Raw genomic sequence first — 13,255 nt, 5'->3', positions numbered from 1 at the left:
CTGCACCGGCGAAACTCTACGCGATCAGGGAGAGAACTGATGGCTGGCGTTCTGATGAAGGATATCAGGAAAAGCTACGGGGCGACCGAGGTCATCCACGGCATCGACCTGGAGATCCATTCGGGAGAGTTCGTGGTCTTCGTCGGCCCCTCGGGCTGCGGCAAGTCCACCCTGTTGCGCATGATCGCGGGGCTTGAGACGATCACCAGCGGCGAGATGTATATCGGAGATCAGCTTGTAAACGATATTCCGCCCTCGCAGCGCGGCATCGCCATGGTATTCCAGTCCTACGCGCTTTATCCGCATATGAGCGTGTACGACAACATGGCCTTCGGCATGCGCATCGCCAAGCGGCCCAAAGCGGAGATCGACAAGCGCGTGCGCGAGGCGGCGGAAATTCTGCGGCTTACGCCCTATCTCGACCGGCTGCCCAAGGCTCTGTCTGGCGGCCAGCGCCAGCGCGTGGCGATCGGCCGGGCCATCGTGCGCGATCCCAAGGTGTTCCTGTTCGACGAGCCGCTGTCGAACCTCGACGCGGCACTGCGCGTGGCCACCCGCATCGAGATCGCCAAGCTGAAGGAGTCCATGCCGCAATCCACCATGGTCTATGTCACCCATGACCAGGTGGAGGCGATGACACTGGCCAACCGCATTGTGGTACTATCGGCCGGCCGCATCGAGCAGGTCGGCACGCCGATCGAGCTTTACGAACGGCCCGCCAACCTGTTCGTGGCGCAGTTCATCGGCTCGCCGGCCATGAACGTGCAGCGCGCCAGGATCGACAAGACGGGGGAGAAGACCACGATCGTGCTAGGCAGCCGCAAGGCCGACCTACCGATCCCCTCCCCGGCCGACCTAGCCGGGGCGGAGGTGCATTTCGGCGTGCGGCCGGAGGATCTCACCATCGCCACCAACGGCAACGGCCTGATCGATGGGCGCGTCAACATCGTGGAGTCGCTCGGCGAGGTTACCAATGTCTATCTCGACGTGGAGAACGCGCCGGAACCCATCATCGTGAAGCTGCCCGGCGTGCAGCGCTTCAACCGCGGGGAGATCATCTCGCTTTCGGCCGAACCCGGCAAGATGCACCTGTTCAACGAGCAAGGCCGTTCGCTGCTTTACCTGTAAGCGCGGTCTAGGTCCCGGCGCTTATCAGGTCTATGGCGCGAAGCCCGGATGGATCGGCTTCGCGCCGAGCCGGTGGAAAGGCGTCTACAGACACCGCGGACAAAGCATAGCGGCTGGACGAGCGCGCCCAGCCGTCCCGCGAGTTAATAGATAACGGGCTCGTCCACCGGCGCGCCGAAGCCCGTTTCGAGAAAGTCGAAGTCGCAGCCCTTGTCGGCCTGCAGGATGTGGCGGGAGTACATCCAGCCATAGCCGCGCTCGTAGCGCGGCGCTGGCGGTGTCCATGCGGCCCGGCGCCTTGCCAGCTCGTCGTCATCGATCAGCATATCGAGGCGTCTTTTGGAAACGCTGAGCCGCACCCGGTCGCCGTTCCTCAGGAGAGCGAGCGGCCCGCCGACGAAGGCTTCGGGCGCGACGTGCAATATGCAGGCGCCGTAGGAGGTGCCCGACATGCGCGCATCCGAAAGGCGGACCATGTCCCGGTGTCCCTTCTTCAAAAGGGCCTTCGGCATCGGGATCATGCCCCATTCCGGCATGCCCGGTCCGCCCTGCGGGCCGGCATTGCGCAGCACGAGCACGGCGTCGGGCGGAATGTCCCATGATTCGTCGTCAAGTTTCTCCTTCAGGGCAGGATAGCTGTCGAACACATAAGCCGGGCCTTCGTGCTCGTGGAAGCGCGGGTCGCAGGCAGCCGGCTTGATCACCGCGCCGTCGGGCGCGAGATTACCCCTCAGCACCGCCAGCGAACCCTCGTGGTAGACCGGATCGGTCAGCGGGCGGATGACATCCCTGTTGAAATTCTCCGCTCCAGCGATGTTCTCTCCCAGCGGGCGACCGTTTACCGTTAGGCAATCCAGGTTCAACCTATCGCCAAGCTCCTTCATAAGTGCGGGCAAACCGCCGGCATAGAAAAAGTCCTCCATCAGATAGGTGTCGCCGACCGGGCGCACATTCGCGATGACGGGGATGACCCGGCTCTTGCGATCAAGATCGTCAAGGCCGAGGGAGATGCCCGCCCGGCGCGCCATCGCGATCATATGGATGATGGCGTTGGTGGAGCATCCGAGCGCCATTGCCACCGTGTTCGCGTTGTCGAAGGCCTCTGCGGTGAGGATGCGGCTCGGCACCAGATCCTCCCAGACCATTTCCACAATGCGGCGGCCGCATTCGGCCGCCATCCGGTGATGGTTCGCATCGGCGGCGGGAATGGACGAGGCTCCCGGCAGCGTAAGTCCCAACGCCTCGGCGATCGCCGTCATGGTCGAAGCCGTACCCATGGTCATGCAATGGCCATAGGAGCGAGCGATGCCCTTCTCCATCTCCCGCCATTGCGCTTCGGTGACGATTCCGGCGCGCCGCTCGTCCCAGTGCTTCCAGCCATCCGACCCGGACCCCAGCGTCTTGCCGCGCCAGTTGCCGCGCAGCATGGGCCCGGCCGGCATGAAGATCGCCGGCAGGCCGGCGGAGACCGCCCCCATGATGAGGCCCGGCGTGGTCTTGTCGCAGCCGCCCATCAACACCACGCCGTCAACGGGATGGCAGCGTATCTGCTCCTCGGTCTCCATCGCCAGCATGTTGCGGTAAAGCATGGTCGTGGGCTTCACCGCGCTTTCGCTGAGCGACAGCGCGGGAAGTTCGACCGGCAAACCGCCCGCCTGCAACACGCCGCGCTTCACGTCCTCCACCCTCTGCTTGAAGTGCACATGACACTGATTGAGGTCCGACCATGTGTTGATGATCGCGATGACCGGCTTTCCCTCCCAGTCCGCGTAGTCATATCCCATCTGGAGCATGCGGCTGCGGTGGCCGAAGGATCGCAGATCGTCAGGTGCGAACCAGCGGGCGCTTCTCAGTTCATCCGGTTTCTTGCGAGACATTGCCTTCAGGATCCTTTTGCAGGGCGGGCTCATTGGCCGCCAGACCTGCAGAATGAAGCAGCAGGCCCGTTCAGGAAAGACCCTGCGGCTTGCGGGATCCCTTCTGTGTTTCACGGAGCCGCTGAAAGAATCCGTTTCTTGTGCAATTCCGGACGGAAAACCGAGATCCACTTTTCCTGGAATTGCGCGGAGCCGTTTCCTCCGCGGCAAACGCGCCCGCCCTCACCCCCAAGCTCAGCTTGCGGATGACCTGACAGCCGCCCTGTGTTATGAGCGCCCCGGATTGGCCGCCACCCGAAGGCCACCTATATGCTCGGAACCATGGCGCTTACGATCAACATCTCCACTCCCGAGGCCCGCGCGCAGCTGAAACCTGCCAGCGAGCCCGAAAAGAAACCGCTCATTGGCCTCACCCGCGAGGAGCTTGCCGAAGCGCTCGCCGGCATCGGCGTACCCGAACGTCAGGTGCGGATGCGGCTGCGCCAACTCTGGCACTGGCTCTATGTGCGCGGAGCCACCGACTTTTCGCAGATGTTCAACATCTCCAAGGGTCTGCGGGCCGCGCTCGACGAGCACTTCACCATTGCGCGGCCGGAGATCGTGGAGGAGCTGGTTTCCGAGGACGGCACGCGCAAGTGGCTGCTGCGCTTCCCGCCGCGCGGCGCAGGGCGCCCGGTAGAAGTGGAAACGGTCTACATTCCGGAGGAAGGCCGGGGCACGCTCTGCCTTTCCTCACAGGTCGGCTGCACCCTCACCTGCTCCTTCTGCCACACCGGCACGCAGCGCATGGTACGCAACCTGACGGCGGGCGAGATTCTCGACCAGCTTCTCATCGCACGCGATCGGCTGGGCGATTTCCCGGACGCGGCAACCCCGGACGGCGCCATCGTGCCCGCGGAAGGCCGCAAGGTGACGAACATCGTCATGATGGGCATGGGCGAGCCGCTCTACAATTTCGAGAATGTGAAGAAGGCCCTGCTCATCGCCTCCGATGGCGAGGGCCTGTCGCTGTCCAAGCGTCGCATCACGCTTTCAACGTCTGGCGTAGTGCCTGAAATCTACCGCACGGGCGAGGAAATCGGCGTCATGCTTGCCATCTCGCTGCATGCGGTGCGCGACGAGCTGCGCGACGAGCTGGTGCCAATCAACAAGAAGTACAAGCTCAGCGAGCTGCTCAAGGCCTGCCGCTCCTATCCCGGCCTGTCGAACGCGCGGCGCATCACTTTCGAATATGTGATGCTGAAGGGTGTCAACGACTCGCTGGACGACGCGCGGGAGCTGGTGCGGCTTCTGCGCGGCATTCCGGCGAAGATCAACCTGATCCCCTTCAACCCGTGGCCGGGCAGCGCATACGAATGCTCCGACTGGGAGCAGATCGAGCGCTTCGCCGAGGTGATCAATCGCGCCGGCTACGCCTCGCCCATCCGCACGCCACGCGGGCGCGACATTCTCGCCGCCTGCGGGCAGCTGAAGTCCGCCTCGGAGCGCATGAGAAAGTCCGAGCGGCTGAAGCTCGAAGCCATGATGATCGCGGGGCACGGGGAGTAAGGCTTTCTCCCCGGCCCATTCGTTCTCGCCCCTTCTTCTCGCTTCCTCCTTCCGGAAGACGCACTCCTCTCCTCCATCCCAGAAACCGCGGAGCGGCTATCCGAGACCCAGTAGCGCCATTTCGACCGCCTTCCTGGGACCCCGGTCTCGCTTCGCTCGGCCGGGATGACGGTGGGGAGGTGCGGGATGACGCGTGGGCTGCCGCAGCACCCTTACCATTCCAGGCCGCAGCATCCGTACGGCTACTTGCAAATCATTCTCATTTGCATTAATTGGAACAATGGATTGCTGAATTTGTTTGCAGACTTGCAAATGGTTTGCACTTGCAATTCGACTTGCCGGCCTGAAAGGTAGGACATGGCAGAGTTTACGCGCCGCTCACTGCTCGCCGCGGCAGGCCTCGCTGGCCTTGCGGCAGGATTGCCGCTCGCTTCCCTAGCGAGGGCAGAGGAGCCGCTTTCGGTCGTCTCCACAACGGGCATGATTGCCGATGCCGCCCGGCAGGTGGGCGGCAATCTGGTCACCGTTCGCGGCCTCATGGGACCCGGAGTGGACCCGCACGCCTACAGGCAGACCCGCACCGACATCCTGGCCATGACCAGGGCCGATCTGGTTCTCTGGCACGGGCTCTATCTGGAAGCGCAGATGGAGGATTTTCTTCATTCGCTTTCGGCGCGCCGCCGCGTGGTTGCCGTTGCCGAGGCGCTCCCTGCCGAACTCCTGCTGGCCCATGATGCGTACAAGAACCGGTATGACCCGCATGTCTGGATGGACCCGGACCTGTGGGCCAAGGTGGTTGTGGCGGTTCGCGACGCGCTGATCGAGGCCAGGCCCGAGGGCGAGGCGGAGTTTCGCGCCAATGCGGAAAAGCACCTCGCTGATATAGAGGCGCTGTCCGCCTATTCCCGGAAGGTACTGGCGACGATTCCCGAGGAGCGCCGGGTTCTGGTGACGGCGCACGATGCCTTCAACTATTTCGGGCGCGCCTATGATTTCGAGGTGCTCGGGATCCAGGGCATCTCGACGGAAAGCGAGGCAGGCCTGGCGCACGTTGCCGGGCTGGTTGACACGCTGGTCGAGCGCAGGATCGGCGCCGTCTTCGTCGAATCCTCCGTTTCGGACCGGAACGTGCGCGCCCTGATCGAGGGCGCGGCGGCGCGCGGCCACACGGTGAAGGTCGGCGGCCAGCTCTTTTCCGACGCCATGGGACCGCATGGGTCCTATGAAGGCACTTATATCGGCATGATCGACCACAACGTCACCACCATCACCCGGGCACTTGGGGGCGAGGCGCCGGAGCGCGGAATGCTTGGCCGCCTCTCGGCTGCAAGCTGACAGGACACGATGATGGGCACAACACTCTGCCTCGCCAGCCGTGAGAGACCGTCCCTGACCGATCCCGCAAGGAGCCCCTTTGCGATAAGTGAACTCACCGTTTCCTACGGGGAAAAGCCCGCCGTGCTTTCCATTGACGCCACCGTGCCGGCGGGCTCGATGACGGCCATCATCGGCCCCAATGGCGCGGGCAAGTCGACGCTGCTCAAGGCCGCGCTTGGCATGGTCCCTCGCCTTTCCGGCGCGGTGACCGTCTACGGAGAACCCGTCGAGAAAAGCCTTCACCGTATTGCCTATGTGCCGCAGCGCGCCTCCGTCGACTGGGATTTCCCGACGCGAGTGATCGACGTGGTGCTGATGGGGCTCTATCGCGAGCTGGGCCTCCTGCGGCCCGTGCGCGCCAGGCACCGGGAGCGCGCCCTGGCCTGCCTGGAGCGCGTGGGCATGGCGGATTTTGCCGCGCGGCAGATCGGCCAGCTTTCCGGCGGGCAGCAGCAGCGCGTGTTCCTGGCGCGCGCACTGGCGCAGGACGCGGAGCTCTACCTGCTCGACGAGCCCTTCGCCGGTGTCGATGCGGCGACGGAAAGAGCCATCATCACGGTGCTCAAGGACCTGAATGCGGAAGGCCGTACGGTGATCTGTGTCCACCATGACCTGGCGACCGTGGCCGACTATTTCGACCATGTGCTGCTCATCAACGTCCGCAAGGTCGCCGAAGGACCTGTCGCCACGGCGTTTACGCCAGAAAACCTGCAGAAGACCTATGGCGGCCGGCTGGCGACGGCGCACATCGACCAGCTGAAGCTCCCAGCGGCATGATGGGCGGTACACAATGGGGCAGCCCTTTGCCCACTTCCCGTCCGGCGGACGATGATGCTTCAGGATTGCATTGCAAATTCGCGACGCTCACCGTCCGCATGCCGGCAGAGTGATCCATGCTTGAAGCCTTTCTTGACGCCCTCCTCCTTCAGGCAGGCTACAACGCCGCGCTCGTGGCGCTGGGCGCGGGGCTGCTCGGCGTCGCCGCGGGCAGCAGCGGGGCGTTTCTTTTCCTGCGCAAGCGGGCGCTGGTGAGCGATGCCATCGCGCATGCCACGCTGCCGGGCGTGGGGCTTGCCTATATCGTCATGGTCATGCTCGGTGGCGAGGGACGCAGCCTTCCCGGGCTTCTTCTCGGCTCCGCGCTGTCGGCGGGAGCGGGCCTTCTTGCCGTGCAATGGCTGGTGGCGCGCACGCGCCTGGCCGAGGATGCAGCCATCGGGGCGGTGCTTTCCGTTTTCTTCGGCTTCGGCATCGTGCTGCTCACGGTGATCCAGAACATGTCGCGCGGCTATCAGGCCGGGCTCGAGGGCTTTCTCCTGGGCTCGACGGCGGGAATGCTCTTTCAGGACGCCCTGTTGATCGCCGCGGGCGGCGCGCTCGCGGTCGCCTTCACCTTTCTGTTCCGGCGGCCCATGACCATCACCGCCTTCGACCCCGAATTCGCGGCCACGGCAGGCATCGACATCCGCCGCATGGACCTCGCCATGATGGGGCTGGTCATGGGCGTGACAGTGATAGGCCTGAAGCTCGTGGGCCTGATCCTCATCGTCGCCATGCTGATCATTCCGCCTGTCACCGCGCGTCTGTGGAGCGAAAGGACCGAGCATGTCGTGCTCATCGCCGGGCTTTTCGGCGGGCTTTCTGGCTATCTCGGTGCGGCGCTGTCCGCATCCGCACCGAACTTGCCCACCGGCCCGATCATCGTGCTGATTGCCTTCAGCCTGTTCGTCCTGTCGCTTCTGGCCGCGCCGCGACGGGGGCTATTGGCCGGCGCACGCCTGCGCCAGCGGTATCGAAAAAGCCTGCACCGCCATCAGGGGCTGCTCGCCATCGCGCGCAATGACGCCGTCCGCAACCCCGCAACGCTGAAACTCCTTCGGCGCGAAGGCCTCATTGGCCGAGACGGAACAGCAACCGAGAAAGGACGAGACCTCGCCGCCACCGCCGCGCGAAACGAGAAGCGCTGGGCGCTCGCCCGGCAGCTTTACACGGATGACGTGCAGGCCGGCGGATATGACGGCTCCAGGCCCATCGAGGAACTGCTGACGCGCGACGCTATTGCGCAAATCGACGAGCGTCTTGGCGAAGCTTCACGGGATTCATAGGGGGAGTTCATGGGTTCGGAATTCGTCCAGCTCAGCCTGACACCCATGCTCATCGGAATCCTGGCCGCGATCGCCTGCGCGCTGCCGGGCAACTTCCTTGTCCTGCGGCGCCAGGCCCTGATCGGGGATGCCATCAGCCATGTGGTGCTGCCGGGCATCGTCGCCGCTTTCCTGATCACCGGCTCGGTTTCCACCTGGCCGATGCTGCTCGGCGCGGCTGGCGCGGCCGTTGTCGCCGTCGTGCTCATCGAGGCGATCAAGCGCCTCGGGCGGATCGAGCCGGGAGCGGCTATGGGTGTGGTCTTTACCTCGCTCTTTGCGGCAGGCGTCCTCCTGCTGGAACAGAGTGACACGAGCAGCGTCCACCTCGACGTGGAACACGCCCTTTACGGCAATCTGGAGAGCCTCATCTGGTTCGCGGCGGAGGACTGGAGCTCTCTCGTGGACTCCGCCGCCCTTAGGGAGCTTCCGCCCGAGCTCTTCCGCATGGCGGGCGCGGCGTTTGTCATCGCGCTGCTCACTCTCATCTTCTGGCGGCCGCTGAAACTCTCTACCTTTGATGAAGCCTTCGCGCGTGCCGTTGGCATCCCCACGGTGGCCGTCAGCCTTGGCCTTGTCATTGTCTCAGCGGTGGCAGCCGTGGCGGCCTTCGACGCGGTCGGCTCCATCATCGTCATTGCCATGTTCATCTGTCCGCCGGCTGCCGCGCGGCTCATGACCAACCGGCTCGAGCGGCAGGTTTTCTGGAGCATCGTCTTCGCCACTCTTTCCGCGGTTCTAGGCTACGTTCTTGCTGGCTACGGACCGCTCTGGCTGGGAGGCGAACATGCCGTCAGCGCCGCGGGCATGATCGCCACCGTTTCCGGTCTCATCCTGGCGCTTGCCGCCCTCTTCGGTCCGCACCGTTCACGGATTGGCGCCCCCACCGGCAGCTGAGGACGGCCTGCGGGGCTTCCATGCCAGCAGGCGCAGAGCGTTCGCCGTCACCAGGACGGTGGCTCCCGTATCCGCCAGGATCGCCGGCCAAAGGCCCGTGATGCCCAGGATCGTGGTGACAAGGAAAGCGAGCTTCAGCCCGATGGCTATGGCAATGTTCTGCCGGATGTTCGCCATGGTCTTGCGGGAAAGCTCGATCATCGCCGCCACGTCGCTCACCCGCCCGTGCAGGATGGCGGCATCGGCCGTCTCCAGAGCCACGTCCGTTCCCCCGCCCATGGCGATGCCCACATCAGCCGCGGCCAGCGCCGGAGCATCATTAATGCCGTCACCGACCTTGCCGACCTTCAGGCCATCCTTCCTCAGCGCGCTGACGATGCTGCTCTTGTCCTGCGGCAGAAGCTCCGCGCGCACCTCGATGCCGAGATCACGTCCCACAAGCTCGGCCGTACGGGCGTTGTCGCCCGTAAGCATGAGGGTGCGGATGCCCTTTTCCTTGAGTTGAGCAAGGCCGGACCGTGCGTCCGCCCGCGGCTCGTCCCTCAGCGTAATGGCGCCGATAGCAATGCCGTTCGCAAGCAGCACCGAGACCGTGTTTCCCTCGGCCTCCAGCGCGGCCAGGGTCTTTGCCTGCTCCGGCGAGACCTTCCCTCTCCTGGCGGCGGCGCGGATGGAACCGAGGAAGAGAAGCCTGCCCTCAATGACCGCCGTGACGCCCTGCCCGCCGATGGCGGAAGCCTCCGTGACCGGCGGGAGGGCGAGTCCCTCCTCGCCTGCCCGGGCCAGGATGGCTAGCGCGATCGGGTGGCTGGAGCTTTGCTCCAGGGCGGCGGCGAGGCGCAGCACCTCCCGCTCGCTTCCCTCGAAGGCGAGCACCGCGGTGACTCGCGGCTTGCCCTCCGTCAGCGTGCCGGTCTTGTCGAAGGCGATGGTCTGAAGCCTGCCCGCCTCCTCAAGAACGGCGCCGCCTTTCATGAGCAGCCCCCGCCGCGCCCCCGCGGAGAGCGCCGCCGCGATGGCCGCAGGTGTGGAAATCACCAGCGCACAGGGGCAGCCGATGAGAAGGATGGCAAGCCCCTTGTAGATCCACTCCATCCATGGCGCTCCCAAAAGAAATGGTGGCACCACCGCCACGAGCGCGGCAATGAGGATGACGAGCGGGGTGTAGTAGCGCGAGAACCGGTTGATGAAGCGCTCGGTAGGCGCCTTCCTCTCCTGCGCCTCCTCCACCAGCCGGATGACACGGGCAATCGTATTGTCCTCGGCGGAGGCAGTCACCGACACCTTGAGCAGTCCCTCGCCGTTCACCGTTCCCGCAAAGACATAATCGCCAGCTTCCTTCAGCTTCGGCACGCTTTCGCCCGTAACCGGCGCCTCGTCGACCGAGCTTGCGCCGGACACAACCTCGCCGTCGGCCGCAATGCGGTCGCCGGGCCGCACCACGATGACGTCCCCTTGCGCAAGCCGCGCGGCGGGGATTTCCTCTGCCTCACCACCCTCGCGCTCAATGAGCGCGGTTGAAGGTACAAGCCGCGAGAGCCCGCGGATGCTCGCGCGCGAGCGCTCGGCCGCAAGCCCCTCCAACAGCTCACCCACCAGAAAGAGCAGGATGACGACCGCCGCCTCCTCCACCGCACCGATGATGGCCGCGCCGATGGCGGCGATGGTCATAAGCATCTCAATGGAAAAGGGCGTGCCTGCGAATGCGGCAGCAAACGCGCGCCGCGCGATGGGCACAAGGCCTACGAACATGGCTATGAGATAGGACCAGCGCTCGAACTCGGGGCGGAAAAGACCCGCCGCGAAAGCCGTCAGCAACGCCGCCCCGTAAAGGAGCGTGAAGGTTACACCCGGCCTGCGCCACCATCCTGTTTCGCCCTTCGCGCCGCCATGGTGATGCGCATCGTCATGATGGTGCCCATTACCATCCGCTGGAGATCGGCCTTGCTTTTCCAGGCCGTTTCCGAGATCAGTTTCGCTCTCGCCCTCGCGGCCCGCAAGCAGCCTCACGCGATAGCCCAGCCGCTGAACCTGCCGCTGGATAGCCGGCTGAATGTCCTCCCCGTCGCCATGCGCGACGGTCATAGTGCCGCTGATGAGCGAGATGGAAACATTTTCCACCCCGGATATCCCGCCGACGGCGGTGCGGATCTTTTCCGCACAGCTCGCGCAGTCCATTCCCTCCACCAGATAGCGGCTCTCGCTGACGGGTCTCATGAATGTCGTCCCTTGATCGCTTCTTCCGGCACTCCTACTTTCTCTAGCGACTAGAGGAGCAAGCGCGAAAATGACGCACCGCGGCATATCCATCGGCGAAGCCGCCCGGCAAACAGGCGTGAAAGTGCCGACCATCCGCTTTTACGAGCAAATTGGCCTGCTGCCAGCGCCGCCGCGCAGCGAGGGGAATCGCCGCCAATTCGATGAGAAGGATCTGAGCCGTCTCGCCTTCATCCGGCATGCCCGCGAACTGGGCTTTGAGATCGGGGATATACGCGAGCTTCTGCAACTGAGCGAAGAACCACAGAGCTCCTGCCATGAAGCCGACAGCATCGCGCAGCGACATGTGGCCGAGATCAAGGAACGGATCGCGCGGCTCCAGGCTTTGAGCGAGGAGCTTCAGCGCATGGTGGACGAGTGCGGCCATGGTAAAGTCTGCGAATGCCGCGTCATCCAGATACTCGCTGACCATAGCAAGTGCAGAAGCGACGTGCATTGAGCGGGCGTACATTCCTTGAGTCCTGTTTGTGCGGCAACGCCGAAATCTCCAGGAGATCCAAAAGGCGCAGGCGAATCATCTCTGCCTTTCTGAGTCGATATAAACGCAGAAGTTGTACCAGACCGCTTATCGAATCCGCCACCCGGCCACAACCAGCGAAGACCGCGCTTGCGCTGTGGTTGTAGATTTCCACAGATAATAACGGAATTTTTTCAGCCGGTTATACAAATTATGCGGTTTTGCCGGCCGCAAGATTCAGAGCACCTGCGCGCAGTGATTGTAGATACACAACTATTGCGTTAGATACCTTCCCCAGATGGTTGGAGTAAGGAGGGGCAGGTGCGTTTACATCTTCAATCCTGAGTTGGGGCACTGCCCAGTCGAGTGTGTTTCCCGCAGGTCCTGCAATCGCCAGCGGCAGGCCGGCTGACGCCGGAACCTTGCGCACGGGTTGCACGACCAAGCGGGCAGCTGCCCCGCGTGGCGGGGCGGATTGTCAGACGTTGAGACAGGCGGCGGCTTTCGAGGATCGCGCGTCCCGGAAAGCTGCATTTCGAACAGCAACTGCTCGGAGGAATGAGCGTGAAATGCGTGAACAAGCAGATGGGCAAAGCGGAAGAATGGGCGAGAGGTGCGGGGAATGAACGTGCATAAGCAGGAAGGATTGTCGTTCGCGACGCTGAGGGCCGCCGAGGCGGTGATCGAGACCAAGAGCCTGACGGGCGCCGCCCTGAAACTGGGCATCAGCCAGCCTGCCATCAGCATGCATCTGGGCCGGCTCGAACGGGCGATCGGTACATCGCTCATCAAGAAGGTCGGCAACAAGATCATCGTCAAGGAAGAGATTTCGCGGCTAATCCGCCAGATGCTGGACCTTGAGCGGCAGTTGAAGACCGTACGCTACGAAAAGAACCTCACCAAGCTGAAGGTGGGCGTGTGCACCTATTGCGCACCGCTGCTCGTGGACCGCGCAGCCGCGCTCGGCAGGCACAAGGAGAATTTCACCTGGCGGATCGCCGATTGGCGCCGACTTGAGGAGATGTACGAGCAGGGCGAGCTCGATGCGGTCTTCAGAGCGCTCTATCCTTCCGAAATCGCGCCGGACCTTACCACCGAATTCACGCTGAAATGGGTGGGAGAAAAGCACCTTCTGGATTTCATGAAAAATGAAGGTCCGGGTCTTCCGGTGGTGCTCGCCTCGCCCCACTCACCCCTTGGCGCCGTGTCGCGCGAATGGCTGCGCCGGCAGGAGGTGGTATACGATGTGGTCGGAGAGGTGGACGACATCATGACGGCCATCCGCCTCGTGTCCAGCGGCCTCGCGCTTACGCCGCTGCCGATCTATCTCCAGCGCAGCCTGGCGGAAGAGTTTGAGAGCTGCGCGCAAATCCTGCCCGGCCATATCGATGCGCGTTACGGCATGTTCTTCGACGAACGGCGGTTCAATCTGCGCGCTGCGCTCGATATTTTCGAGCTCCTGAAGAGCGAGCTGACGCGCGCGCCTCTCTCGCGGGAGACCGCCCGGCCAAGCATGGCGGTACAGCAATAGGCGCCGATCCGTCCTTCCC

General features: G+C 63.9%; 10 protein-coding genes. 8 read left to right on the top strand and 2 right to left on the bottom strand.

Going from position 1 to position 13,255, the window contains the following annotated elements:
* Positions 1 to 39: 39 nt before the first annotated feature.
* Complete coding sequence (locus NYR54_RS05695) at positions 40 to 1,128, top strand: ABC transporter ATP-binding protein (RefSeq protein WP_261514635.1); 1,089 nt, start codon at positions 40 to 42, stop codon at positions 1,126 to 1,128.
* A gap of 143 nt (positions 1,129 to 1,271) precedes the next feature.
* Here the strand turns inward: NYR54_RS05695 and araD are convergent, their stop codons facing one another.
* Entirely contained in the window at positions 1,272 to 3,005 is a 1,734-nt protein-coding gene (gene araD / locus NYR54_RS05690; protein ID WP_261514634.1) for an L-arabinonate dehydratase, read from the bottom strand.
* 321 nt (positions 3,006 to 3,326) lie between these two features.
* On the opposite strand from araD, the gene rlmN reads away from it, so the two are divergent.
* From rlmN to NYR54_RS05665, 5 genes are all read left to right on the top strand, one after another.
* A complete protein-coding gene (rlmN, locus tag NYR54_RS05685; RefSeq protein WP_261514721.1) occupies positions 3,327 to 4,553 on the top strand; it encodes a dual-specificity RNA methyltransferase RlmN in 1,227 nt (408 codons plus the stop codon).
* 357 nt (positions 4,554 to 4,910) lie between these two features.
* Positions 4,911 to 5,888 (top strand): metal ABC transporter solute-binding protein, Zn/Mn family, encoded by a 978-nt coding sequence (locus NYR54_RS05680; protein ID WP_261514633.1) that lies wholly within the window; start codon positions 4,911 to 4,913, stop codon positions 5,886 to 5,888.
* Between the two features lie 12 nt (positions 5,889 to 5,900).
* Positions 5,901 to 6,707, top strand: a complete 807-nt coding sequence (locus NYR54_RS05675) for a metal ABC transporter ATP-binding protein (protein WP_261514632.1) — start codon at positions 5,901 to 5,903, stop codon at positions 6,705 to 6,707.
* Positions 6,708 to 6,823: 116 nt separating this feature from the next.
* Positions 6,824 to 8,035: a metal ABC transporter permease gene (locus NYR54_RS05670; RefSeq protein WP_261514631.1), complete on the top strand. Its 1,212-nt coding sequence runs from the start codon at positions 6,824 to 6,826 to the stop codon at positions 8,033 to 8,035.
* Positions 8,036 to 8,044: 9 nt separating this feature from the next.
* Positions 8,045 to 8,971, top strand: coding sequence for a metal ABC transporter permease (locus NYR54_RS05665; protein ID WP_261514630.1), 927 nt, complete (start codon positions 8,045 to 8,047; stop codon positions 8,969 to 8,971).
* Here NYR54_RS05665 and NYR54_RS05660 read toward each other — a convergent pair.
* Positions 8,942 to 11,188, bottom strand: a complete 2,247-nt coding sequence (locus NYR54_RS05660) for a heavy metal translocating P-type ATPase (protein ID WP_261514629.1) — start codon at positions 11,186 to 11,188, stop codon at positions 8,942 to 8,944. The two genes, NYR54_RS05665 and NYR54_RS05660, sit on opposite strands and share 30 nt — an antisense overlap.
* 70 nt (positions 11,189 to 11,258) lie before the next feature.
* On the opposite strand from NYR54_RS05660, the gene NYR54_RS05655 reads away from it, so the two are divergent.
* Together NYR54_RS05655 and NYR54_RS05650 are read left to right on the top strand one after the other, a co-directional pair.
* A complete protein-coding gene (locus NYR54_RS05655; protein ID WP_261514628.1) occupies positions 11,259 to 11,687 on the top strand; it encodes a MerR family transcriptional regulator in 429 nt (142 codons plus the stop codon).
* A gap of 640 nt (positions 11,688 to 12,327) precedes the next feature.
* Positions 12,328 to 13,236, top strand: coding sequence for a LysR family transcriptional regulator (locus tag NYR54_RS05650; protein ID WP_261514627.1), 909 nt, complete (start codon positions 12,328 to 12,330; stop codon positions 13,234 to 13,236).
* The last annotated feature ends 19 nt before the right edge of the window (positions 13,237 to 13,255 follow it).

Origin of the sequence: Chelativorans petroleitrophicus (assembly GCF_025398195.1) — a bacterium.
Classification (GTDB): Bacteria; Pseudomonadota; Alphaproteobacteria; order Rhizobiales; family Rhizobiaceae; genus Chelativorans; species Chelativorans petroleitrophicus.
This window is presented reverse-complemented; position numbering and strand designations above follow the sequence as displayed.

Excerpts from the sequence above, each read along its gene's own strand:
- NYR54_RS05695 (WP_261514635.1), top strand. The coding sequence starts at position 40 with ATGGCTGGCGTTCTGATGAAGGATATCAGGAAAAGCTACGGGGCGACC.
- araD (WP_261514634.1), bottom strand. The coding sequence starts at position 3,005 with ATGTCTCGCAAGAAACCGGATGAACTGAGAAGCGCCCGCTGGTTCGCA.
- rlmN (WP_261514721.1), top strand. The coding sequence starts at position 3,327 with ATGGCGCTTACGATCAACATCTCCACTCCCGAGGCCCGCGCGCAGCTG.
- NYR54_RS05680 (WP_261514633.1), top strand. The coding sequence starts at position 4,911 with ATGGCAGAGTTTACGCGCCGCTCACTGCTCGCCGCGGCAGGCCTCGCT.
- NYR54_RS05675 (WP_261514632.1), top strand. The coding sequence starts at position 5,901 with ATGGGCACAACACTCTGCCTCGCCAGCCGTGAGAGACCGTCCCTGACC.
- NYR54_RS05670 (WP_261514631.1), top strand. The coding sequence starts at position 6,824 with ATGCTTGAAGCCTTTCTTGACGCCCTCCTCCTTCAGGCAGGCTACAAC.
- NYR54_RS05665 (WP_261514630.1), top strand. The coding sequence starts at position 8,045 with ATGGGTTCGGAATTCGTCCAGCTCAGCCTGACACCCATGCTCATCGGA.
- NYR54_RS05660 (WP_261514629.1), bottom strand. The coding sequence starts at position 11,188 with ATGAGACCCGTCAGCGAGAGCCGCTATCTGGTGGAGGGAATGGACTGC.
- NYR54_RS05655 (WP_261514628.1), top strand. The coding sequence starts at position 11,259 with ATGACGCACCGCGGCATATCCATCGGCGAAGCCGCCCGGCAAACAGGC.
- NYR54_RS05650 (WP_261514627.1), top strand. The coding sequence starts at position 12,328 with ATGAACGTGCATAAGCAGGAAGGATTGTCGTTCGCGACGCTGAGGGCC.